Origin of the sequence: Rhodanobacter sp. Root179 (assembly GCF_001428465.1) — a bacterium.
Classification (GTDB): domain Bacteria; phylum Pseudomonadota; class Gammaproteobacteria; order Xanthomonadales; family Rhodanobacteraceae; genus Rhodanobacter.
In genome coordinates this window covers 1-24,237 of sequence record NZ_LMHR01000041.1, presented here as the reverse complement: position 1 = coordinate 24,237, position 24,237 = coordinate 1, and the positions used below count along the sequence as shown (strand labels likewise).

General features: G+C 67.1%; 17 protein-coding genes. 12 read left to right on the top strand and 5 right to left on the bottom strand.

The genetic code is table 11. The features are described from left to right. Positions 1-15: 15 nt before the first annotated feature. Together ASD82_RS02265 and ASD82_RS02260 are read right to left on the bottom strand one after the other, a co-directional pair. The gene (locus tag ASD82_RS02265; RefSeq protein ID WP_056714843.1) at positions 16-354 is read right to left on the bottom strand and encodes a P-II family nitrogen regulator; all 339 of its coding nucleotides are present in this window, start codon (positions 352-354) and stop codon (positions 16-18) included. Between the two features lie 22 nt (positions 355-376). After that, positions 377-1,138: a TorF family putative porin gene (locus tag ASD82_RS02260; RefSeq protein WP_056714840.1), complete on the bottom strand. Its 762-nt coding sequence runs from the start codon at positions 1,136-1,138 to the stop codon at positions 377-379. 338 nt (positions 1,139-1,476) lie between these two features. On the opposite strand from ASD82_RS02260, the gene ASD82_RS02255 reads away from it, so the two are divergent. Further along, positions 1,477-2,274, top strand: coding sequence for an undecaprenyl-diphosphate phosphatase (locus tag ASD82_RS02255; RefSeq protein ID WP_082585217.1), 798 nt, complete (start codon positions 1,477-1,479; stop codon positions 2,272-2,274). A 157-nt stretch (positions 2,275-2,431) separates the two neighbouring features. Here ASD82_RS02255 and ASD82_RS02250 read toward each other — a convergent pair whose 3' ends face one another. Further along, complete coding sequence (locus ASD82_RS02250) at positions 2,432-5,245, bottom strand: serine/threonine-protein kinase (RefSeq protein WP_162253807.1); 2,814 nt, start codon at positions 5,243-5,245, stop codon at positions 2,432-2,434. Between the two features lie 223 nt (positions 5,246-5,468). Between ASD82_RS02250 and ASD82_RS02245 the strand changes: the two genes are divergently transcribed. Next, entirely contained in the window at positions 5,469-6,035 is a 567-nt protein-coding gene (locus tag ASD82_RS02245; protein WP_200946046.1) for an ECF-type sigma factor, read from the top strand. Positions 6,036-6,371: 336 nt separating this feature from the next. Next, positions 6,372-10,097, top strand: coding sequence for a YadA-like family protein (locus ASD82_RS18185; RefSeq protein WP_056714833.1), 3,726 nt, complete (start codon positions 6,372-6,374; stop codon positions 10,095-10,097). A gap of 108 nt (positions 10,098-10,205) precedes the next feature. On the opposite strand, the gene ASD82_RS02235 is transcribed toward ASD82_RS18185, so the two are convergent. Further along, positions 10,206-11,195, bottom strand: coding sequence for a LysR family transcriptional regulator (locus ASD82_RS02235; RefSeq protein WP_056714829.1), 990 nt, complete (start codon positions 11,193-11,195; stop codon positions 10,206-10,208). A gap of 142 nt (positions 11,196-11,337) precedes the next feature. Here ASD82_RS02235 and ASD82_RS02230 point away from each other — a divergent pair, with 142 nt between their 5' ends. The 4 genes from ASD82_RS02230 to ASD82_RS02215 all read left to right on the top strand — a co-directional run bounded on the left by ASD82_RS02230 (position 11,338) and on the right by ASD82_RS02215 (position 18,151). After that, entirely contained in the window at positions 11,338-12,579 is a 1,242-nt protein-coding gene (locus ASD82_RS02230; RefSeq protein ID WP_235580614.1) for an efflux RND transporter periplasmic adaptor subunit, read from the top strand. Positions 12,580-12,780: 201 nt separating this feature from the next. After that, the gene (locus ASD82_RS02225; protein ID WP_056714825.1) at positions 12,781-15,972 is read left to right on the top strand and encodes an efflux RND transporter permease subunit; all 3,192 of its coding nucleotides are present in this window, start codon (positions 12,781-12,783) and stop codon (positions 15,970-15,972) included. Next, positions 15,972-17,414: a TolC family protein gene (locus tag ASD82_RS02220; protein ID WP_056714824.1), complete on the top strand. Its 1,443-nt coding sequence runs from the start codon at positions 15,972-15,974 to the stop codon at positions 17,412-17,414. Before ASD82_RS02225 ends, ASD82_RS02220 begins: the two co-directional genes overlap by 1 nt. Continuing rightward, the gene (locus tag ASD82_RS02215) at positions 17,411-18,151 is read left to right on the top strand and encodes an SDR family oxidoreductase (protein ID WP_056714822.1); all 741 of its coding nucleotides are present in this window, start codon (positions 17,411-17,413) and stop codon (positions 18,149-18,151) included. The genes ASD82_RS02220 and ASD82_RS02215 overlap by 4 nt, the downstream gene beginning before the upstream one ends. A gap of 233 nt (positions 18,152-18,384) precedes the next feature. On the opposite strand, the gene ASD82_RS02210 is transcribed toward ASD82_RS02215, so the two are convergent. Next, positions 18,385-18,882 (bottom strand): DUF4440 domain-containing protein, encoded by a 498-nt coding sequence (locus ASD82_RS02210; protein WP_235580613.1) that lies wholly within the window; start codon positions 18,880-18,882, stop codon positions 18,385-18,387. Between the two features lie 282 nt (positions 18,883-19,164). On the opposite strand from ASD82_RS02210, the gene ASD82_RS02205 reads away from it, so the two are divergent. The 5 genes from ASD82_RS02205 (at position 19,165) to ASD82_RS02185 (ending at position 23,706) form a co-directional block, all read left to right on the top strand. Then, the gene (locus ASD82_RS02205) at positions 19,165-20,364 is read left to right on the top strand and encodes a M23 family metallopeptidase (RefSeq protein WP_162253806.1); all 1,200 of its coding nucleotides are present in this window, start codon (positions 19,165-19,167) and stop codon (positions 20,362-20,364) included. Positions 20,365-20,542: 178 nt separating this feature from the next. Then, complete coding sequence (locus ASD82_RS02200) at positions 20,543-21,625, top strand: histidine kinase (protein ID WP_056714815.1); 1,083 nt, start codon at positions 20,543-20,545, stop codon at positions 21,623-21,625. Then, entirely contained in the window at positions 21,622-22,377 is a 756-nt protein-coding gene (locus ASD82_RS02195) for a response regulator (RefSeq protein ID WP_056714813.1), read from the top strand. Before ASD82_RS02200 ends, ASD82_RS02195 begins: the two co-directional genes overlap by 4 nt. A gap of 152 nt (positions 22,378-22,529) precedes the next feature. Next, a complete protein-coding gene (locus ASD82_RS02190; protein ID WP_056714810.1) occupies positions 22,530-23,123 on the top strand; it encodes an AHH domain-containing protein in 594 nt (197 codons plus the stop codon). Continuing rightward, positions 23,107-23,706 (top strand): hypothetical protein, encoded by a 600-nt coding sequence (locus ASD82_RS02185; protein WP_235580612.1) that lies wholly within the window; start codon positions 23,107-23,109, stop codon positions 23,704-23,706. The genes ASD82_RS02190 and ASD82_RS02185 overlap by 17 nt, the downstream gene beginning before the upstream one ends. Positions 23,707-24,237: the final 531 nt, after the last annotated feature.

Genomic DNA, 24,237 nt, shown 5'->3' with positions numbered 1-24,237 from the left:
CTCACGCGGTGCGGGTCAGAGGGCATCGGCGTCGAGCTCGCCGGTGCGGATGCGGATCACCTGCTCGACGCCGGTGACGAAGACCTTGCCGTCGCCGACGTTGCCGGTGCGCGCGGCCTGCTGGATTTCCTCCAGCACGGCGTCGAGCAGTTCGTCGGGCACCACCACCTCGACCTTGAGCTTGGGCAGGAAATCGACGACGTACTCGGCGCCCCGATACAGCTCGGTGTGACCCTTCTGGCGGCCGAAGCCGCGGACCTCGGTCACCGTGATGCCCGACACGCCAGCGCGCGCCAGCGCATCGCGGACCTCGTCGAGCTTGTACGGGCGGATGATGCTGGTGATCAGTTTCATGGACAGCTCCGGGTGGCGGGATTCAGAACGACCGGGCCAGGCTCAGCACCGTGGTGGCGCGGCCCAGGTAGTGGCCGCGTGCGTTGGTGTAGACGGAGCGGCGTGCATTGGTGTCGTAGTAGCCCAACGCCAGCGACCAGTGGCCGGCGAAGTTGCGCGTCACGCCCAGCTTCCAGTCGCTGTATGAGGCGCCGGGCACGTTCCGCACCTGCTGGTGGCCGGCATGCGCGTTGAGCTGCCAGCCCGGCGCGAACTCCTGGTTCCACGACAGGTCCACGTAGCCGCTGTGCTCGCTGTCGGCATAGCCGAACAGGTTGGTGAGTGCGTGGGAGTACTTCAGCGACAGGCTTTTCCAGGCGAGCGCCGCGTACAGCTCGCTGGTGTTCGGCAGGGTGTAGCCCGCCGGGTAGCTGCCCGGGTACTGGTAGCGGTACGCACCGAGGTCGACGCTCCAGTCACCGCCGAGGTTGCCGCGCCAGCCGCCGTAGAGATCCAGCTCCACGCTGCTGGACACCGGCGCGGCCGTGGTCGAGCCATCGGACAGCCAGCTCACATTGCTGCCCCAGCCACCAACATACCAGCCGCTGGCGTGATCGAACTCCGCGCCCGCCTGCAGCGCAGGCTTGCGGTCGGTCTGCGAGACGCCGCGGAACAGATAGTCGCTGACCACGCCGGCATTGCCGACCCACTGGCTGGCCGGCGCCTCGCCGGCCGCCGCCGGCGCCATGGCCGACGCCATGCACGACGCGGCGAAGAACCGCACTGCCATTCCGTATCGCTTCATGAACTCGTCCCCTTGCGCTGGTGGCTTGCGGCAGATGGACGTCCAGACGTCCATCCATCTTCATCGGGTCGCGCTGCGCATGACCCTCAAGCCGCTTCAGCAAGCCGCGTGCCAGCGGGCGCAGGCCTTGCTGCAGCCCGATCCCGGCCGAAGCCGGGCCGCCGCCATGGAGCATTCGCACCAGTCGCACGTGCGGCCCCGCGGGCTTTGCACCGTTCCAGTGCGCTGCGCGTTCGATGCCGACACCCCCTGGCCGCGCGCCACCGCGGGGGGCAAAACCCGTAAGCTATGGCGCCTGCTGCCGGCCGGCACACTCCATCCACGCAACGGACTTACCCGTGATCGATCTGCTCCACGTCATCCTGCTCGGCATCATCGAAGGCATCACCGAATTCCTGCCGATCTCCTCGACCGGCCACCTGCTGATCGCGGAGAAGTTCGGGCTGGGCGCCCGCTCGGACCTGTTCAACATCGGCATCCAGGCCGGCGCGATCCTGGCGGTGACGCTGATCTACTGGAAGCGCATCTGGCAGCTGCTGACGCAATGGCGCGATCCGCTCAACCGCGACTACCTGTTGAAGCTGGCCGTCGCCTTCGCGATCACCGCCGTGCTCGGCTTCATCGCGGTGAAGCTGGGTTTCAAGCTGCCGGAGAAGGTGACCCCAATCGCGTGGGCGCTGGTGATCGGCGGCTTGTGGATGATCGCCGCCGAACGGCTGGCCGCGCGCCAGCCCGAACGCAGCGAGGTGACCTGGCGCGTGGCGATCCTGGTCGGCATCGCGCAGATGATCGCCGGCATCTTCCCCGGTACCTCGCGTTCGGCGGCGACGATCTTCGCGGCGATGCTGTTCGGCACCAGCAACCGCGCCGCGGCTACCGAGTTCGCCTTCCTGGTCGGCATTCCCACCATGTACGCGGCCACCGGCTACGAACTGCTGAAGGTGGTCAAGGACGGCGGCGCGGTGCACGAGGACTGGACCGCCCTGCTGGTCGGCTTCGTGGTCTCGGCCATCGTCGCGTTCATCGCGGTGAAGTGGCTGCTCGGCTACATCCGCGCACACACCTTCACCCCGTTCGCTATCTACCGCATCGCGTTCGGCGTGGCGCTGTTGTTGCTGGTGCCGGCCGGCGCCTGAGCGGGCTCGGAGCCTGTGAAGAAAAACACTTCCTGTGGTTTTCTTCCATCGCACGTCCGGTACATGCCCGGACGTGCTCACGCGAATCAGGCACTCGTGCCCGATCCGCGTCCGACCATCCTTGGTCGGGCTTCGAGGTTGAAGAGTTCACGACCTCTCAGCGCAGCTCACCCACGGCGGCCAGCAGTTTGTCGGCGCGCCTGCGTTGCGGGCTGCCGGCCGGTTCGTCCTTGATCAAGGGCAGCGCCTGCTGCAGTTTGCCGTGGGCACCGGCGCGGTCTTTCAGGGCGAGGTTCACCTCGGCACAGCTGAGCAGGACATCGAGGTATACCGCGGTCGAGGGCGCGGTCTGCCGGTAGATGTCGATGGCCTGATCGCAGCGGGTGGTGGCCTCGGCGTGAGCTTCGGCACCCGGCGCATGGGCCAGTGCGCTGGCCAGTCGCTGGTTGCGGTCGGCGACCAGCGCATGGATGGGTGGATACGTCTTGCCGGTCAGCGTCAGCGAACGACGCGCCAGGCTGATCGCCTCGGCGTGCTTGCCGCGCGCGTCCAGGGTCTCGACCAGCGCATCCAGCAGCAGCACGTTCTGGTAGGCGTCCGCACCCATGATCTGCTGCAACCGGCTCAGCGCATCGCGTTGTACCTGCTCGGCCTGCTCCAGCCGGCCCGACCGGCGCAGCGCGCGACCCCACAGCGCGGCGCCGTACCAGGTCAGCCCGCTGTTCTCGCCCAGGCTTTCGCGGCGCAACAGGAAGGATTGATGCAGGTCGCGCTCCGCCTCGGCCAGCCGATCCATCTGCAGATACATCTGCCCGCGACTGGCCAGCAGTTGCGCATGCTCCGCCGTCGCCGTGGGCAGCAGGGCGGCTTCGGCCTCTTTGAACAAGGCCTCCGCCCGCGGCAGATGGTTCTGCATGCGGTGCATGTTGGCCTGCGTATTCAGCAGCCTGGACAACTGCTGGCTGCGCCCGGGGAAGTAGCGGCGGGTCAGCGCGATGGCGCGATCGTAGACGGCGTCGGCCCGGTCGGGCGCCGTGCGCCGCAGGATGTCGGCCAGCATGTTCAGTGGCCGGATCAGCTGCGCCGAATCGGTGCCGACGGATGTTTCCAGCCGCTGCACGGCGTCGCGCATGACCGTTTCGGCCTCCGCATCGCGCCGCAACTGCTCCAGCGCCTGGCCGACGCGATAGAGCGCCAACACGGTCAGCGGATCGTTGCGGCCCAGCTTCTGCTCCAGCACCTGCTGCGCCTCACGCTGCATCTGCAGTCCGTCCGTGCGCCGCTTGCGGGTGATCAGCACCAGACCCTTGCTGATCTTGAGCCGGGCCGCCTCCACCGACTGGCTCTGGCCCAGGCGATCGAGCATCGCCAGTGCCTGGTTGGTGGTGGCCAGCACGTCGTCGTTGCGACCTTCGAGCTGGTAGGCGAAGGCCAGCTTGCGCAGGGTTGCGGCGATCAGCACGTGGTCGCCGCGATAGCGCTGCTGCCGCTGCGCCAGCGCGCGCTGCAAGGTGGCGCGACCGCCTTCGAGATCGCCCAGGTTGAGCTGGATCTCGCCAAAATCATCCAGCAGTTCGGCGTGCAGATCCGGATCGCCGGTCAGTTGCTGGTCGGCCCTGGCCACGCCCACGGCGATCAATTGCGCGGGCGTGCGCGGGTCGTTGTCCGGCCGCAACAGCGGGTCGTTTTCGCGGAAGGCGGTCAGCACCAGATCCTTGACCCGCTCGGCACGCCACGCCTGGTGCTGCGCCTTGTTCGCCTGCCACAAGGCCGCGCCGAGACCCGCCAGCAGCACGGCAAATATCACGCAAGTCGCGGCCAGACCGAGCCGGTGCCGCCACAACCAGCGGCGCAAGGCATAACCGGCGGCGCCGCGACGGGCCTCCACCGGATGGTGCCGGCGCCAGCGCTGCAAGTCCTCGCGCAAGGCGTCCACGGTGGGGTAGCGGTTGCACGGCGACTTGCGCATGCAACGCAGGACGATCGCGTCGAGGTCGCCGCGCAACGACTTCAACTCCGCCGCCGTGCGTTTGCCGCCGATGGCGCGGCTGGGTGGCGGCGGTTCCTCGCGCAGCAGGCGGTCGACCACCAGTGAGATCGGCGTGCTGCCGGACGCCCACGGCCGCTGTCCGCACAGCAGTTCGTACAGCAGCACGCCCAGCGTGTAGATGTCGACCGCGGTGGTCGCCGCGCCGCCTTCGAGTTGCTCGGGCGCGGCGTGGTCCGGGGTCAGCGGCGCGGTGCGGGTGAGGTGCGCTTCGTCGCCGTGATCGAGCAGCTTGGCGATGCCGAAGTCCAGCAGCTTGGCCTGGCCCTCGCTGGTGACCAGGATGTTCGACGGCTTCAGGTCGCGATGCACCACCAGGTGCGCATGGGCATAGGCCACCGCCGAGCAGACCTGCTCGAACAACGCGACCCGTCCGGCCAGATCCAGTGCATGCGTGCGGCAATATTCGGTGAGGTTTTCGCCCTCGACATACTCCATCGCCATCCAGGCGCGACCGTCGGCGCTGATGCCGCCGCCGAGCAGGCGCGCGATGTGGGGGTGATCCAGTTGGGCCAGGATGTTGCGTTCGGCATCGAAGCGTTCGGCGTGGTCGATCGCGTCCACGCGCAGGCGCTTGATCGCGGCGGTCTGCGCAAAACCACCTTCGACCCGCTCGGCCAGGTAAACCTCGCCCATGCCGCCACGGCCGAGCAGGCGCACGATGCGCCATGCATCCAGCTGTTCGTCCGCATGCAGCGGCGCGGGCGGGTCGGCGACCGGGGATGCATCCAGGTTCAGTGGCCGGTCCAGGCAGGACTCGCCTTCGGCGGCGCGCAACAGCGATTCCAGCTCGGCGCGCAAGGCCGGCGCGCCGGCGCAGTGACGATCGAGAAACGCCGGCCGCCGCGTCGGCGACAACGCCAGCACGTCGGGGAACAGCGTTTCGATGCGTTCCCACAGCAGCTTGTTCGATTGCGGATCCACGCCACTCCCCCTGCCGCGCTGCCTGCCGTCGATGTTCGATCCGTCGATATCGCAATCGCCGTGCAGCGGCAAAAACCGCCATCGGCGGAAGTCCGGCAAATCCCCTCGACATGCCAAACCAGCTCGTTTGTCGCACAATGGCTGCGGTTTGTCAGTACGGTCAGCCACTTGGCCGGGTTTCGACGGAACCAGCGCGCTTCGCTTCGAACGACAGGTGCCGTACATGGATGAGTCATCCGCGATCGTGGAAAGCAGGCCGGATACGCTTGATGCAAGACGCACGCCGGCGATGCTCGAAGCGGTCGGCGAGTTGATCCCGCTGCTGTACGAGGAACTGCGCCGCAGCGCCCACCGCGAACGCCGCCGGCTGTCCGGCGGCGACACCCTGGCCACCACCGCGCTGGTCAGCGAACTTTACCTGCGCCTGGCCAGCTCGCCCGGCTTCAGCACCCGCGGCCACTTCCTGGCGGTGGCCGCGATCGCGATGCGGCGCATCCTGGTCGAACGGGTGCGCGCGCAGATGCGGCTCAAGCGCGGCGGCGACCTGCAACGGGTGCCGTTGACCGACGAACACGACGTCGCCATCGCCAACGAAGAACAAGTGCTGGCCGTCAACGACGCGCTGCAGGATCTGGCCCAACGCTCGCCGCGGCTGGCCGAGATCGTCGAATGCCGTTTCTTCGCCGGCTACAGCGAACAGGAAACCGCCGAGGCGCTTAACCTGTCCGAGCGCACCGTGCAACGCGACTGGGCCACCGCCCGCGCCTGGCTGCAGCGCGAACTGGGCTGAGCACGGCATCGAGATCGCGTAGCAGCTCCGCCGCACCAACGTCGATGACTTCACCCTCGTCATGCCGGCCTGCGCCGGCAAGACGGATATCGGGTGTGCGCCGGCCTGAGTCGCCAATCAGAACCCTCGTCGAAATGCGCAGGTACGGCCAACGCTTCCCTGACCCGGATGAATTCAATCCCGACAGTTGTGCGCTCTTGCGGAAATGACGCCATGGAGAGCCTTTCGATGTTTCGGCCGTGTCGAAAATGCGATGGCGGGTTTCCCGCGCCGATGGCGATTACCTCCATGAAGCCACGCCCGGGGGGCGAGCGCATCCAACTCAAGGGGGATTCCATGAAGAGCCACAAAATTCGCCATACCCGCCAACTGCTGCGCCACCCATTGGTCCTGAGCCTGTTGCTGTTGCTGGGCACGCCGCTGGGCGCACTTGCCGCCGATGCGGCATGCGTCAATCCGGATGGCACGCCGATGGTCAGCCCCCCGTTCGGCTTGCCCAAAGGCACCAGCAGTGGCACCGAAACCGGCTCGGACAACACCACTTGCTGGGGCTCCTCCAGCGCATACGGTGTTGCGAACAATGCCAGTGGCGAATACAGCACGGCGATGGGCGCCCTGAATCAGGCCATCGGCAACTACGGCACGGCAGTCGGCTACTTCAATGAGGCGATGGGGAATTATTCCACCGGGGTGGGAAGCAACAACGAGGCATCCGGTACGCGCAGCACGGGCATCGGCAATGGAAACGAGGCCAGCGGGCAGTTCAGCGCAGCGGTCGGCACCTACAACCGGGCCCGCGGCGACTACAGCAGTGTGTTCGGTTCGTATGGCACGGCCTTTGGCAAGCACAGCCTGTCCATGGGTGGATGGTTCGATCGCAACTCGGATGGAAATCATTTCAACAACCAGGATCTGGACCAGGACGGCTTCTTCAATTCCAGCTCGGAAATGACCCACGCTGACGGTGATGAGGCCGTGGCCGTTGGCCTGGGCGTGCGCGCTGGCGGTGACCACAGCAGCGTATTCGGCGTTGGCAGCATCGCTCTGGGCACATCCAGCAATGTCTTCGGCTACAACAACAAAGCCCGTGGTGAAGGCAGCACGGCCTTGGGTTTCCAGAGCGGCGCTTTCGGCGATTACAGCATCGCCATCGGCGGCTGGGCAGATCTGTTCGGCGACGACACCTACAGCCTCGACCTGGATCTGGACCTCGATGGCATCAATGAATCCAGTTCGGAGATGACCAACGCCGATGGCGATCGGGCCGTTGCCATCGGTCTTGGCAATCGTGCTTCGGGCAGGTATGCGATCAGCTTTGGCGTCCTCAACAAGGCTTCCGGCGAACTCAGCACCGCCCTGGGTGTCGGGAACACCGTCAAGGGCGAATATGCCAGCGCCATAGGTGCATCGAATACCGCCAACGGCACCAACAGCAATGCGATTGGCTCCTTTTCCTTCGCTTATGACGAATCCAGCAGTGCCATCGGCTCGCATAACTCCGCCCATGGTAATTTCAGCAGCGCCGTGGGCTACTCCAACTTGACCGACGGCCAGAACAGCACAGCCATGGGTTTCAACAGCTATGCCGCTAGCGACAAGAGCCTCGCCATCGGCGGCTGGTTCGATGCCGATGGCGATGGCGCGTATGCCAGGGACGTGGATCTGGACGGCGATGGGTTCACCGACGTCTATTCGGAGATGACCTACAGCGTTGGCAACACGGCCGTGGCCGTCGGCAACGGTGTACATGTTTCCGCAGACTTCGGGGCGGCGTTCGGCATCAGCAGTACCGCCAGCGGCGAAAACGCGGTGGCCCTCGGCAATCACGTACGCGCCATAGCGCTCAACGCCACCGCCATCGGCGTGCAAGCCAGCGCCACCACGGAGAACAGCGTCGCCGTCGGCTTCGACAGCAACACCTACGGCGACGGCAGCGTGGCGATGGGCAACACCAACTACGCGTCAGGCTCGTACAGCAATGCGATTGGCACCGGCAACCGCACCGACAGCGTGGCTTACAACAGCAACGCCATCGGCTCCGGCAACCAGGTCAGAGGCGGGAGCGCCAGTGCGCTGGGTACCGGCAACCGTGCCGACGAGTCCAGCAACGCGGTCGGCCTGCTCAACCTTGCCGGCGGCTATGGCAGCAACGCGTTCGGATCGAACAACCGCACCTGGGATGACTTCAGCAACGCCATCGGCGACAGCAACCAGACCCACAGCCGCCAGAGCAATGCCATCGGCGACAACAACAACACCAATGCCCTCTACAGCAACGCCATCGGCTCATTCAACAGCACCAGCGGCGAGTACGCCGTGGCCATCGGGCACGGCAACCAGGGCAACGGCGAACACGCCAGCGCACTGGGCTGGGGCAACGTGGCGCTGGGCGCGGACAGCGTCGCCGCGGGCAGCGGTGGCGCAGCGGTCGGCAACGGTGCCACCGCGGTGGGCGGCGGCGGCACGTATGTGCCGAGCACCACGGACTTCTCGCACCGGCTGACCTCGGTGGGCAATCGTCAATTCGTGTACGACGGCGTGGGTCGGCTGACCTCGATCGGCGGCATGGCGGTCGAGGTCGACCCGGCTTACGACCCGAGCAACGTCTACGACCTGTACAGCTACCTGATCAGCATCGACGGCGTTACGGTGACGCCGGAGCAACGCAACGCCGTGGTCAACGCGCTGATCTGGGGCGGTCCGCTGGCGCTGGGCGAGCGCTCGCTGGCGCTGGGTGCTTCCAGCATGGCCAGCGGCGACCAGTCCACCGCCATCGGCAGCGATGCGCGCGCCAGCGTCGACAACGCGGTCGCCCTGGGTGCCGGCTCGATCGCCGATCGCGCCAACACGGTCTCGGTCGGTTCGGCCGGCAACGAGCGGCAGATCGTCAACGTGCTGGCCGGCAGCATGGACACCGACGCGGTGAACCTGTCGCAGCTGTATCCGTTTGCCAATGCGCTGGGTGGCGGCGCCAGCTATGCGGGCGGGGTGTTCACCATGCCGAGCTATGGAATCCAGGGCAGCAACTACAGCGATGTTGGCGCCGCCTTCGCCGCCGTCGACGGCAAGCTCACCGATCTCTACAGCAAGGTCGCCAGCGGTGTCGGCATCCCCGGCCCGAAGGGTGACACCGGTGCCGCCGGTGCGGACGGCAAGGACGGCCGGGATGGCATCGACGGCAAGGATGGCGTGAACGGTGTCGATGGTGTTGACGGCATCAACGGGATTGATGGCAAGGATGGCGCCGATGGACTGGCCGGCGCCGATGGCAAGGACGGTGTCGACGGCAAGGACGGCGCTGATGGCCTGGCCGGCGCTGATGGCAAGGACGGTGTCGATGGCAAGGACGGCGCTGATGGCCTGGCTGGCGCTGATGGCAAGGACGGTGTCGACGGCAAGGACGGCGCTGATGGCCTGGCCGGCGCCGATGGCAAGGACGGTGTCGACGGCAAGGACGGCACTGATGGCCTGGCTGGCGCCGATGGCAAGGATGGTGTCGACGGTAACGATGGCATCGACGGCAAGGATGGCATCGATGGTCTCGCCGGTACCGATGGTGCGAACGGGCCAAAGGGAGACAAGGGCGATACCGGCGATACCGGCCCGGAGGGCCCGGCCGGCAGCGGCGGCGGGTCGGTTGACGAGATGCACAGCTACGTCGAGGAACAGTCGCAGATCGCCATTGAAGCGGCGAAGAGCTACGTCAGTGAGGTCAACAAGCAGACGCTGAGCGCCGCCAACGCCTATACCGACCAGCGCTTTGCCACCATGGGCGCGGACCTCGACAACCTGCGCAACCAGGTCGACCAGCGCTTCCGCCAGCAGGATCGTCGGATCGACCGGATCGGTGCCACCGGCGCGGCGTACGCCGGACTGGCGGCGAATACGTCCGGCCTGGGCGGCGCCAACAATCTGGGCGTCGGTGTCGGCATGCAAGGTGGCCAGCAGGCGATCGCGGTGGGCTATCGCCGCGCGATCGGCAACCGCGCCAGTGTCTCCTTTGCCGGTGCCATCGCGGGCAGCGAACACAGCGCGTCGGCTGGCGTCGGCTTCAGCTGGTAAGCCCGCACCGGAGTCCGCGCATCCATCGGATGCGCGGATTTTTGCACATGGACAACTTCGCCATGGACGGCAACCTGGCCGACGTCGCAGGCCGGGAAGTCGCTGGCCTCAGGCCGCCCTTTCGCTGATCGCCAGCGTCTCGCGCTCACGCGGCTGCACCCGCGACAGCTTCCCCGGCAACCCGGCGAGCTGGCATTGCGGCTTGCTGGTTCGTTCGAACAGCTCGCTGATCCAGCCGATGAACGCCTGCACCCGCGCGGAAAGATGACGCTTCTGCGGGTAGACGATCCACACCGGCGAGCCGGTCGAGATCGTGTCGGCCATGACGATCTCCAGCTGACCCTTGGCCAGCGCACTGGCCGCCAGGCAGTGCGGGATCTGGATGATGCCGAGCCCGGCCACGGCGGCCTGGATCACCGACTCGCCGTCGTTGATCAGCATGTGCGCGTCGATGTCCAGCGCAACCCGTCCGCCCGGCGTGTCGAACTGCCACTGGTACGGCTTGCCGCTGCTCGGATAGACGTAGTTGATGCAGCGATGCTGCTTGAGCTCCTCGATGTTCTGCGGCGCGCCGTACTTGCGCAGGTACGCGGGCGAGGCGCACAGCACGTTGTTGAAATAGCCGAGCTTGCGCGCAATCAGGTTGGAATCGGCCAGCTCGCCCATGCGGATCGCGCAGTCGTAGCCTTCCTCGTTGAGGTCGAAGTGGTAGTCGCACATCGCCAGTTCGAGCCGGATGTCCGGGTAGCGCTGCTCGAACTCGGCCAGGTTCGGGATCAGCGCGGCACGGCCAATCGCCGAATGCGTGGCGACCCGCAACTTGCCCACCGGATGGCTGCGCGCATGCCCCAGCGCCTCGGTAGCCTCGGACAGGTCGGCGAGGATCTCCTTGCAACGTGCATGGAACGAGGCTCCATCGTCGGTCAGACGCAGAGATCGAGTGGAGCGGAACAACAACCGCGCGCCGAGCTGGGTTTCCAGCCGGGAAACCGCCCGGCTGACGCCGGAAGGGGTCATGCCCAGCTGGCTGGCGGCGGCGGCGAAACTCTTGGCCTCGACCACGCGGACGAAGGTCGATATGGCGGAAAAGTCTTCCATTGCTTCAATTCCTCGTCGATTCGTGACTGGGACGCACGAGTGTAATGCGCAAGAACCGGGTTTTCTATACCGGAAAGTACACCTATTCTCTCGACCCTCGCCGGGAACCCCTGCCCGGCAACCAAGGTGTTGGGAGCGCAAGATGAAAAAACAATGGATGCTGGTCCCCCTGATCGCCGTCACCGTGCTGGGCAGCTGGGTGCTGCTGCACGGCACCGACAGCCAGGCGCAGACCCCCGCCGGCGGTCCGCCGCCCGAAGTCACCGTGGCCCAGGCGCTGACCCGCAAGGTCAGTGACAGCGCCGACTTCACCGGCCGGCTGGAAGCAGTCAACACGGTGCAGGTGCAGCCGCGGGTCGGCGGCTTCGTCGAGTCGGTGCACTTCCAGGAAGGCGCGCTGGTGCACAAGGGCGACGTGCTGTTCCAGCTCGACGCCCGCCCGTACCAGGCCGAGGTCGACCGGCTGGTCGCCAACCAGGCGCAGGCGAAGGCCGAACTGAACCTGGCGCAGACCAACCAGCGCCGCGCCGAAATGCTGCTGGCCCAGCACGCGATCGCGAAGCAGGAAGCCGATCGTCAGGACACCACCGCGCAAAGCGCGCGGGCCCAGCTCGGTGCGGCCACCGCCGCCCTGGCCGCGGCGCGGCTGAACCTGGACTTCACCAAGGTGCGCTCGCCGATCGACGGCCGCGTCAGCAACGCCCGCGTCACTCCCGGCAACCTGGTCACCAGCAACGACGTGCTGACCAGCGTGGTCTCGGTAAACCCGGTCTATGTCTACTTCGACGTCGACGAGCAGACCTGGCTGAAGCTCGACCACCTGCGCGCCGACGCGAAGCAGGCCGGCCACAACGCGCGGATCGAGGCGGCGATGGGCCTGGCCGACGAATCCGGTTACCCGCATGAGGGTCGCTTGGACTTCGTCGACAACCAGCTGCACACCGGCTCCGGCACGATGCGCCTGCGCGCGGTGTTCGACAACGCCGACGGCCTGTACACGCCCGGCCTGTACGCCCGCGTGCAGCTGCAGAGCGGCCAGGCGAAGTCGCGCGTGCTGGTGGATGACCGCGCCATCGGCACCGACCTCGGCAACCAGTTCGTCTACGTGGTCGACAAGGAGCACAAGGTGCAATACCGCAAGGTGGACACCGGTGCCTTGTTCCACGGCCTGCGCGTGATCGACAGCGGCGTGCAGCCGAGCGACCTGGTGGTGGTCAACGGCTTGCAGCGCGTGCGCCCCGGCGTCGAGGTCAATCCGCAGAAGGTGGCGATGAGCTACCGGCTGGAAGCGGCGGACAAGGCGCTGGTCGAGCGTGGCGCCACCGCACCGAAACAGGACGTGGAGCTGGCCGCCGCGGCTGCGCCGAAACGACCGCAAGGCTGACGACGCGCTCCCTCCCCTGCGACCGAAGGAAGTCCCCTTGCGGGACGTGCAGCAGGGGAGGGTTGGGGAGGGGTGAAGCCCTCCAGCCAGCCAAGAAGCCAAGAGCAAAAGCGTTACCCCCTCCCCACCTCCCCCTGCTGCGCAGGGGGAGGAGCAAAAGAAGACCGAAGCCGCGAAACGGCTTCGTCGAGGACTCTTTGCATGAAAAACATCGCCCAATTCTTCGTCGACCGGCCGATCATGGCCGCCGTGCTGTCGTTGCTGTTCGTGATCACCGGCTCCATCGCGGTGTTCCAGCTGCCGATCAGCGAGTACCCCGAAGTGGTGCCGCCCACCGTGGTGGTGCGTGCCGCCTATCCCGGCGCGAACCCCAAGGTGATCGCCGAAACCGTCGCCACGCCGCTGGAGGAACAGATCAACGGCGTGGAGGGCATGCTGTACACCTCCTCGCAGGCGACCAGTGACGGCGCGCTCACCCTGACCGTGACGTTCGCGCTGGGCACCGACCTCAACACCGCCCAGGTCGACGTGCAGAACCGCGTGGCGCAGGCGCTGCCGAAGCTGCCGGAGGAAGTGCAGCGACTCGGCGTGACCACGCAGAAGAGTTCGCCCGACCTCACGATGGTGGTGCATCTCACCTCGCCCGACCAGCGTTACGACATGCTGTACCTGTCGAACTACGCGCGCCTGCACGTGAAGGACGTGCTGGGCCGGCTCGACGGCGTCGGCGACGTGCAGATCTTCGGCGCCGGCGAATACTCGATGCGCGTGTGGCTGGACCCGCAGAAGCTGGCGCAGCGCTCGCTCACCACCGGTGACGTGATCAACGCGATCCGCGAGCAGAACGTGCAGGTCGCCGCCGGTGCGCTGAATGCGCCGCCCGGTCCGTCCAACTCCGCGTTCCAGCTCAACATCAACACGCGCGGCCGGCTGGTCAGCGAGGACGACTTCCGCAACATCATCGTGCGCACCGACGCGAACGGTGGCGTCACCCATCTGAGCGACGTGGCGAAGATCGACCTGGGCTCGAACAACTACGCGCTGCGCAGCCTGCTCGACAACAAGCCCGCGGTGGCGCTGCCGATCTTCGCGCGGCCCGGCTCGAACGCGATCCAGATCTCCGACGAAGTGCGCACCACCATGGCGCAGCTGAAGAAAGAGTTCCCGCAGGGAGTGGATTACTCGATCGTCTATGACCCGACCGTGTTCGTGCGCGGCTCGATCGAGGCGGTGGCGCACACGCTGCTGGAAGCGATCCTGCTGGTGGTGCTGGTGGTGATCCTGTTCCTGCAGACCTGGCGCGCCTCGATCATCCCGCTGGTGGCGGTGCCGGTGTCGCTGATCGGCACGTTCGCGGTGATGTACCTGGCCGGCTTCTCGCTCAACGCGCTGAGTCTGTTCGGACTGGTATTGGCAATCGGCATCGTGGTCGATGACGCGATCGTGGTGGTGGAGAACGTCGAGCGGCATATCGAACTGGGCGAAACACCGCGCAACGCGACGCGCAAGGCGATGCACGAGGTCACCGGGCCGATCGTGGCCACCGCCCTGGTACTGTGCGCGGTGTTCATCCCGACCGCCTTCGTCAGCGGCCTGACCGGCCAGTTCTATCGCCAGTTCGCGCTGACCATCGCGATCTCCACGGTGATCTCCGCGTTCAACTCGCTGACCCTGAGCCCGGCGCTGGCCGCCGTGCTGCTGAAGGGCCACGACGCGCCCAAGGATCGCCTCACCCTCGGCATCGACCGCGCCTTCGGCTGGCTGTTCCGTCCGTTCAACCGCATCTTCCATCGCGGTTCGGAGCGCTACGTGGGCGGCGTCAAGCGCATCGTCGGCAAGGGCAAGCTGGCCCTGGTGATCTACGCCGGCCTGATCGCGCTGACCTGGTTCGGCTTCTCGCACGTGCCGACCGGTTTCGTGCCGGGCCAGGACAAGCAGTACCTGGTGGCGTTCGCGCAGCTGCCCGACGCGGCTTCGCTGGACCGCTCCGAGGACGTGATCCAGCGGATGGGCGCGATCGCGCTGAAGCAGCCGGGCGTCGAACATGCCGTGGCCTTCCCCGGCCTGTCGATCAACGGCTTCACCAACTCGACCAACTCCGGCATCGTGTTCGTCACGCTGAAGCCGTTCGAGGAACGCCGCGACGCTTCGCTGTCGGCCGGTGCGATCGCCGGCGCGCTGAACCAGAAGTTCGCCTCGATCCAGGACGCGTACATCGCCGTGTTCCCGCCGCCGCCGGTGATGGGGCTGGGCACGATCGGCGGCTTCCGCCTGCAGATCGAGGATCGCAGCGACCGCGGCTTCGACGAGCTGTACAAGCAGACCCAGAACCTGATCGCCGCCAGCCGCAAGGATCCGGCACTGGCCGGGCTGTTCTCCAGCTTCCAGGTCAGCGTGCCCCAGGTGGACGCCGACGTGAACCGCGAGAAGGCCAAGGCCGAAGGCGTGAACCTTGGCGACGTGTACCAGACGATGCAGGCGTACATGGGCTCGCTCTACGTCAACGACTTCAACCGCTTCGGCCGCACCTACCAGGTCAATGTGTCGGCCGACCCGGCGTTCCGCCACACGCCGCAGGACATCCTGCAGCTGAAGACGCGCAACGCGCAGGGCCAGATGGTGCCGCTGGGTTCGTTCGTCACCGTGCAGCAGGGCGCCGGCCCGGACCGCGTGCAGCATTACAACGGCTACGCCACCGCCGAGATCAACGGCGGCCCGGCGCCGGGCTTCAGCTCGGGCCAGGCGCAGGCGGCGATGGAAAAACTGGCGAAGGACAACCTGCCGAACGGCGTCAGCTTCGAGTGGACCGAGCTGACCTACCAGCAGATCCTGGCCGGCAACACCGCGATCCTGGTATTCCCGTTGTGCGTGCTGCTGGTGTTCCTGGTGCTGTCGTCGCTGTACGAAAGCTGGTCGCTGCCGCTGGCGGTGATCCTGATCGTGCCGATGGTGCTGCTGTCCGCGATCGCCGGCGTGTGGCTCAGCGGTGGCGACAACAACATCTTCACCCAGATCGGCTTGATCGTCCTGGTCGGACTGGCGTGCAAGAACGCGATCCTGATCGTGGAGTTCGCCCGCGAACGCCAGCATGAAGGCATGAGCCGCCACGAGGCGGTGCTGGAAGCGGCCAAGCTGCGACTGCGCCCGATCCTGATGACCTCGTTCGCCTTCATCATGGGCGTGGTGCCGCTGGTCACCTCGCACGGCGCCGGTGCCGAGATGCGTCACGCGATGGGCGTGGCAGTGTTCGCCGGCATGCTGGGCGTCACCATCTTCGGGCTGATCTACACGCCGCTGTTCTACGTATTGATTCGCGCCCTGGTCGAACGCCGCGAGGCGCGCGCGGCCGAACGCGCCGCGGCGCATGCGCTGCCGGCGCTGGAGAACCACTGATGAAAACGATGCTGAAGATCGCCGCGCTCAGCGCGGCCCTGATCCTCGCTGGCTGTGCCAGCGTGGGTCCCGACTACCACGCCGCGAAAATTGCTGCGCCGCAACTGCAGGGCCTCGACGCCGCCCAGGAAAGCAACGCGCAGTTCCAGGCCGCGTGGTGGAAGCAGTTCAATGACCCGACGCTGGATGCCTTGATCCAGCGCGCGGCGGCGAACAACCTCGACTTGCGCATCGCGGTGGCACGCCTGCATGAATCGCGGGCGCTGCTCAGTGGTGCCAAGTCCGACCGGTTGCCGAGCATCGACACCGGCGTGAACTACACCCGCAGCCGCGGCCAGCAGCCGGGCTTCAGCGACCAGCGCATCACCACCACGACCTGCCAGGCCGGCTTCGACGCGTCGTGGGAGCTGGACCTGTTCGGCGGCGTGCGTCGCTCGGTGGAAGCGGCCGGCGCCGATCTCGGCGCCAGCGAGGCCGCGTTGCACGATGCCCAGGTCAGCCTGCTGGCCGAGGTCGCGCGCAATTATTTCGAACTGCGCGGCAGCCAGCTGCGGCTGGACATCGCCCGCCGCGACATCGACAACCAGCGCCAGACCGTGCACCTCACCGAGGTGCGCCAGCAGGTCGGCACCGGTGCGGAACAGGACGTGGCCAGCGCCAAGGCCAGGCTCAGCGCGGTGCAGGCGCAACTGCCGCTGCTGCAGACCCAGGCCAGCGCCAGCGAATACCGCCTCGCCGTGCTGCTGGGCGAGCGCCCGGGCGAGCTGGACATCGACGTGTCGCCGAAGAGCTTCACGCCGATCGCCGCGACCTTGCCGATCGGCGACGCCGGCGACGTGCTGTCGCGCCGTCCGGACGTCCAGATGGCCGAACGCGAATACGCCGCCGCCACCGCGCGGATCGGCGTGGCCAAGGCGGATTTCTTCCCGCACATCTCGCTGGGCGGCTTCCTCGGCTTCCTGTCCGGGCGCAGCAATGACTTCGGCAGCCCGTCGACGCGGGCGTGGTCACTGGCGCCCAGCATCAGCTGGTCAGGCCTCAACGTGCAGCGCGTGCGCGCGAACCTGCACGCCAGCGAGGCGCGCGCCGATGCGGCACAGGCGAACTACCAGCGCAGCGTGCTGGAGGCGATCGAGGACATCGACAACGCGGTCACCGGTTTCAACCAGCAGCGCATCCGCGTCGACCACCTGATCGAGCAGGCCACGCAGAGCAAGCGCGCCGCGGACCTGGCCCGCGTGCGCTACCAGGAAGGCGCCACCGGCTTCCTCGAACTGCTCGACGCCGAGCGCACCGAGCTCGCCGCCGAAGACGACCTGGCCCAGGCCGAGGCGGCGATCAACACCCGCGCCGTGGCCTTGTACAAGTCGCTGGGCGGCGGCTGGCAGGCCTGCGGCGACGAGCAGTGCAGCGCCGTGGCCAAGGGCGACGCGGCCCCATGAGCCGGCCCGCCCGACGCGCCCCGGCGGCGCCCGCGACCACGCCGGTCTACCGCGTGGCGCTGGTCAGCGGCGCCAATCGCGGCCTGGGTTTCGAGGTCGCGCGCCAGCTCAGCGAGCGCGGCATGACCGTGCTGCTGGGCGCGCGCGATCTCGACAAGGGCCTGCATGCGGCGCGCAAGCTGGCCGGCGCACCCGGCGAGGTGGTCGCGGTGCAGCTCGACGTCACCCAGCAGGATCAGATCGACACGCTGGCGCGCTGGATCGAGATCACCTATGGCCGGCTGGACGTGCTGGTCAACAACGCTGGGGCCCACTATGACCCCGCGGTGCGGCCGGCCACCGCCGACATTGCCGCGGCGCGCGACGCGATGGACATCCATCTGTTCGGCAGCTGGCGGCTGTCCAGCGCGATGCTGCCGCTGATGCGCCGGCACGGTTACGGCCGCATCGTCAACGTCTCCAGCGGCTGCGGCGCCAGCACCGCCGACAGCGCCAACTGCCCGGCCTATCGGGTCTCCAAGTCGGCGCTGAATGCGTACACGCGCGTGCTGGCGAGCGAACTCGACGGCAGCGGCATCCAGGTCAACGCAGTCTGTCCCGGCTGGATCGCCACCGACATGGGCGGCCCCGGCGGACGCCCCGTCGCCGACGGCGCAGCAGGCATCGTGTGGGCCGCCTGCCTGCCCGCGCCACTCACCGGCGGCTTCTATCGCGACCGCCAGCGCATCGCCTGGTGAGGCCGGGCACGTCGACTTGCCTGCTCTCGCTGCCGCGGCCATCCATGGCCACTCCCGCGTAGGCCTGCTTGCGCGAACGGAGCAGGCCCGAGGTTCGATGCTTGTCCCGCCGTTCGCCCGGCACGCAGGTGCGCAGCACCGAAGTCGGAGGGCAACGGCCCTCTACGCTGCATGGAACGGCGACGCATTCCACCGGTGAGCAGCTTCCATCTTCGGCGGGCAGACTCCCTGCGCTAGCCGGCAGCAGCCGCGCTGTGCTGGGAATACAGCGCGTGCCAGCGCCCGTCCACGTAGACGAAGACGTCGGACGAACGCACACCGCTGGCCGCGCCCTGCTTCGGGTCGTGGAAGGTGAGGATCGCGGTGTCGCCGTGGATCACCACGTCCTGGCCCGACGGGTGCGTCTTCAGCCACGCCTCGACCTTGCGCCGCTCCTCGTCATTGCCGCGGTTCCTGGCGGCGTGCGCCATGATCGCGGCCTTCGCATGCACCGAGCCGTCGGCACTGATCGAGCGGTACTCGGGCAACAGCAGGCCATCGAGCCAGACGGTGTCGCCACCGAGTTCGGCTTCCAGCCAGTGCTGGTCGACCGCGATCACCGCTGCCCTCGAATGTTCTGCCTCTGCGCTGCCTGTCGCGGTGGCGACGGTCGCCGCAATGGTCCAGTTCACGGCCAGCACCAGCACGGCGATACACGCCACGGCCACGGAAAACCTGCGTTGTTTGTGCATTGCTGCGACCCTCTTTGCGCGGACGACATGCCGCCAGGCCAATGTGTGGCGCGTGCGCATCTGCCGCATCATCGCGGTGACGAAGGCGCGCCATGCGGTGACAGGCGGATGAAACGAGGCACCCGGCGGTCATGGCATTGCACGGAACGCCGCCCGTACCGCCGCCGTACCGCTTGTCATCGCCAAGGCGCCGGTCGTCACGGTATCGGCGACAACGACATCGGCCGCTGTCACCCTGCACGACTCCGGCGGCGGCGTCACGACGAGGAACCGAGCGTAGCCATGAAACCTACCCTTGCGACAAAGGCCTGGCTGGCCCTGGTGCTGGTCGCGGCCTGCGCCATCGCCTCCCGCGCACACGGCGCCACGGTTGGCGATGGGCTGGACCTGACGATTCCGCTACCGCCCACACCGGTGCGCGTGGAAGGTCATGGGCAGCTCGACTATGAGGTGTTGCTGGCCAATCGCTCCGACAAGCGCATCACCCTCGAGGAATTTGTCGTGCGCGACGGGCGCGACGGACGGCCCATCACCAAACTGTCGGGCAAGACGCTGTATCAGCACATCGCTCGCTTCGGCGCGGTGCCAGCGCCCTCGTCGGATCCGGAATCTTCGCTGCCAGTCGCGGGAACAATGATCGAGCCCGGCCAGCAGGTGGTGCTGTTCATCGATGTTTCCCTGCCGGGACACCAAGGCATCGATGCCCTCCGTCACCGCGTGAGCTATCGCGTTGCCGGGGCACACGGCACATCTCGGAGCAGCGGCGCTCCACTGGCATTGCCGCGGACCAGACCATCGCTGCTGGCGCCACCGCTGCGCGGCGGGCCGTGGGCCGCGATCCACCACGCGGACTGGCCGCGCGGCCACCGGCGCGTGTTCTACCGCGTCGACGGCCACGCCCGCCTGCCCGGCCGCTTCGCCATCGACTGGGTGAAGCTGGACGAATACGGCCGCTTCGCCACCGGCGACGCCGACCTGGCGCAGGCATGGTACGGCCACGGCGCCGACGTTCTGGCGGTAGCGGATGCACGCGTGGCGGCGGTGCGAGACGGCATGGACGAACCGTCGCGCATCTCGCAGCGCACGCATCACGCCCCGGAGGACGATGCGGGCAACTACGTGGCCCTGCAGCTTGCCGACGGCCGCTACGCGTTCTACGAGCACCTGCGCAAGGGCAGCATCCGCGTCGCCGTGGGCGAGCGCGTGCGTACGGGCCAGGTCATCGCAGCGCTGGGCTTCTCCGGCGAATCCACCGGCCCGCACCTGCACTTTCACGTCGCCGACGCGAGCTCTCCGCTGGGCGGCGAAGGCCTGCCGTTCGAAATCCGCAGGTTCGAACGGCTGGGCCGCTACGACGACATCGCCCGACTGGGCAAGCCGTGGCGTCCCGCCGACGGCGACATCGTCCGGCACCACGAATGGCCCGGCAGCAACACGGTGGTGAGGTTCGCTGATGATCCGGCGCCTGACAGCGGACGATGAATCCCGCCGACTCCACGGCACCAGCACCCCGCAGGTCACCGCGGCGATGCCGCTGTCATCGCGACGCGCGATAGGGCGCGCTGCACGCGTCGATCGTCCAGCACTGTTCCATCCCGCGCCACGGCGGCACACTGCCGTCCTGACGTGTCACCCATCGACTGACGCGCGGGAGCATCGCATGAGGCACGAGTCCACCCGCTGGAAGAAACACGCACTGGCGCTCACCTTCTGGACCGGGCTGGCGCTGTCCTATGCGCTGAGCGGCGGGCTGTCATCGATCAGCGAAGGCTATCCGCCGAACTGGCTGCGCGCGCTCAGCTGGAACCTTTCCAACTTCTGGTTGTGGATGGCGCTGGTGCCGCTGGTCGGCTGGCTGGGCCGGCAGACCGCTGGGCACAGCTGGCGCCGCTTCTTCGCCGCGCAGGTGCCGGCCAGCCTGGGCGTGGCGCTGCTGCAACTGCTCGCCCACCTGGTGCTGTTCTGGAACCTCAGCGGCCCCGGGCGGATGGAGGTGCACACGCTGGCCGCGTACATCCGCATGGAGTTCGCCTACAGTTTCCACCTGGCCGTGCTCACCTACTGGGTGATCCTGGTGGTGTTGCGCGGGATGGAATCGCGCCGCCACCTGCGCGACGAGCGGTTGCGCCGCACGCAGCTGGAGACCCAGCTGGCGCAGGCGCAACTGCAGGCGCTGCGCATGCAGCTGCAGCCGCACTTCCTGTTCAACACGCTCAACGCGATCTCCGCGCTGGCACTGGCCGACCCGCTGCAGGCGCGGCTGATGATCGCCCGCTTGAGCGACTTCCTGCGGCTCACCCTGGAAGAGCGCCACGCGCCGCAGGTGCCGCTGTCGCGCGAGCTGGAATTCCTCGCCTGCTACCTCGGCATCCAGCAAGTGCGTTTCCAGGACCGGCTCAGCACCGAGCTCGACGTGGACGATGACACGCTGGCCGCGGCCGTGCCGAACCTGATCCTGCAACCGCTGGTGGAGAACGCGTTGCGCCACGGCCTGCAGGACAAGCCCGGCGCCGGCGTCCTGCGCATTTCCACCCGCCGCGACGGCGACCACCTGCAGCTGCGCGTGGACGACGACGGCCTCGGCCTGCCACCGGCGGGCACGGCCGAAGGCATCGGCCTGGGCAACACGCGCTCGCGCCTGCGCATGCTGTTCGGCGACGCGGCGCAGCTCGAACTCAGCGCGATTCCCGGCGGCGGCACCCGCGCCGAAGTGCGCCTGCCGTACACCGAGCACGCCGCATGAGCACGCCGCGCCTGCGCACCGTGCTGGTCGACGACGAAGTGCTGGCGCGCCTCGCCCTGCGCCAGGCGCTGGCCAGCCACGACGAAGTGGAAATCGTCGGCGAATGCGGCAACGCCGCCGAGGCGATGCAGGCCGTGCGCGTGCTGCGTCCCGACCTGCTGTTCCTCGACATCCAGATGCCCGGCATGGACGGCTTCGAACTGCTCGACGAACTCGCCCCCGACCGCCTGCCGCTGGTGGTGTTCGCCACCGCCTTCGCCGAACACGCGCTGCGCGCGTTCGACGCGATGGCGCTGGACTACGTGCTCAAGCCGATCGAACAAGCCCGCTTCGACCAGGCCATGGCGCGCGTCAACCAGCACTGGCAAGGCCTGCACGCCACCGCCGGCCCGGCGCTCGAAAGCGCGGCCGCCGGGGGCTACGCGCAACGCCTCAGCGTGCGCCACGGCGAACACATCCGCGTCCTCGCCGTCGACGACATCGACTGGATCCGCGCCGACGGCAACTACCTGCACATCCACGTCGGCCCCGTCCGCTACCTGCACCGTGACACCTTGCGCCACGTGCTGGCGCAACTCGACCCCGCCCAGTTCCTGCGCATCCACCGCGGCACCTTGGTCAACCTGGCGCGGGTTCGCGAGGTGCATCCGATGTTCAAGGGTGGGGCGGAGGTGGTGCTGCATGACGGGACGCGGCTGGATCTGAGCCGGCGCTTTCGGGCCGGGGCGCGGGCGGTGCTGGGGTTGCGCTGACGTTGCGCGCTGGGCCCGACTAACCGCGTTACATCATCGGCCGGTTGATCGTTGTCACCGATGGGCATTACGCACTAACCTTGATGCAGGTTGGTGCGCTTGTTCCGACGAAGCGTCCTGGCTTATTGGCTGATGCATACAGGAAGAAGAACATGGGCAAAGGAAGTCCGAACCTCGTCGTGCCGCCGACCGATACGACAGAAGACATTCTCAACCTGACGGTCGAAGCCAACTTTATCGTCCCGACGGACGCGCACGCCAATGCGTACGAACTCAGGAACGAGCTTCTTCTGCAGCGACGTCTGGCCCGAGTGCGCTACGAAAACGGTGTGACCTTGCCGGCGAAGGCGAAGAAGCTCCGTGCCGACGCGAACCGCAAGGTGAGGCATTCGCGAACACTCGCTCGCAACATCTCGAAGGCTACCGGCAGCACCAAGCATGCCGAAGCCGATGCGCATCACATCGTGGCCGCAGCCGACAAACGCGCGAGCCGTTCGCGGACACTGCTGTTTCGTTGGGGTATTGGCATCAACGATGCGGACAACGGCGTCTATCTTCCGAAGAAATGGTCGTCCGTAGTTCCAGGTCTCGATGCGGCGACAGCACATGAAGTCATTCACACGACGGCCTACCACCTCGCAGTGACCTCGCGGCTGATCCTCGCGAAGCCTTCGAACCAGGCAAACGGCCGGAAGGCTCTGCAAGACATCCGGTACGACATCCTCAATGATGAATTCGACTACTGAGGTGATGGAAGTGAAGGTATGGGAACTCAAAAGTGGCTCCGTCAATGACTTCGCTCCGTTGGTCTTTGCCAGCGACAAGGACGTCGAGTCGGGCATGTTCGACGCCACTGGCGCCAACCTCTCCTGGTCAAGCAAGCCCAAGGTCGAAGTGTTCGTCGAACCTGGAAAGAAGAAACCCAGGCCGCTGGCGGACGTCAGTGCGCTGACGCCTGGTGCCTTGGTCATGAATGACAAGTCGAAGACGGCGCTCGAGCCCTTCCTGTCACGTTTCGGGCAGTTCTTGGAGATGGACTGCGCGGGTGAATCGCGCTGGTTCTACAACGTGACGAATCTCATCCCATGCATCGACGAGGCTCGCTCGGCCAAGCGTCCGAGCGGCTCGATCGTGAAAGAAGCATTCATTGAGGAACGGGTGCCAGTCGACGCGGCCGTGTTCAAGGACCCGCTGACCGCCGCCGCGGTGCTCTATGTCAACGAAGCGGGCAAGGCTGCTTTGGAAACCATCATTGCCGATGCCGCCATCGTGGGCATGGCCTTTACCGAACCCGGTCCACCGCCGAAAAAGCCCCGCCCGCGTTACTGAGCCAACCTCAAGGGCCAGAGTGAACTTTCTCTGCGAACATGTGATTCGACCTGCTTCCGCCTACTCCATGGTTCGGCATACCGCTGCAACTACTGATAGAGATGCGCCTGAATCGCGATGAAGGCTTCGCGTATTGCGGGCACCGGGCCGAGCAGGCGCTTGGCATCGTTGGTGCCACGAAAAACGGGGTCGGGTTCACTTAGGCACCGATCTGGCCACGCGGGCCGCGCGGGGCGACATGCATATCCATCAACCAAAGCTCGAGTCAGAGTTCACTTTCGAGTGACCGTTTCATGCCGAGACTTGCCAGCTCTCGCAACCGCGCAGCGGTTGCGCACCGAGTGCGGGCCACGATGGTCCGCTGCTCTACCCGGGGCCCCTGTGCGGCGGTGAGTCGGGGTCGACAGGCCGCGTAGCGGGAGTCGACAGGAAGTCGACTCCTTTTCGCCAGCACATGGATGTGCTGTCGAAAAGCCCGGCCCCGGCTCACGGACTTGCCGCCCATGGATGGGCGGCAAGCGCCAAGCGGGG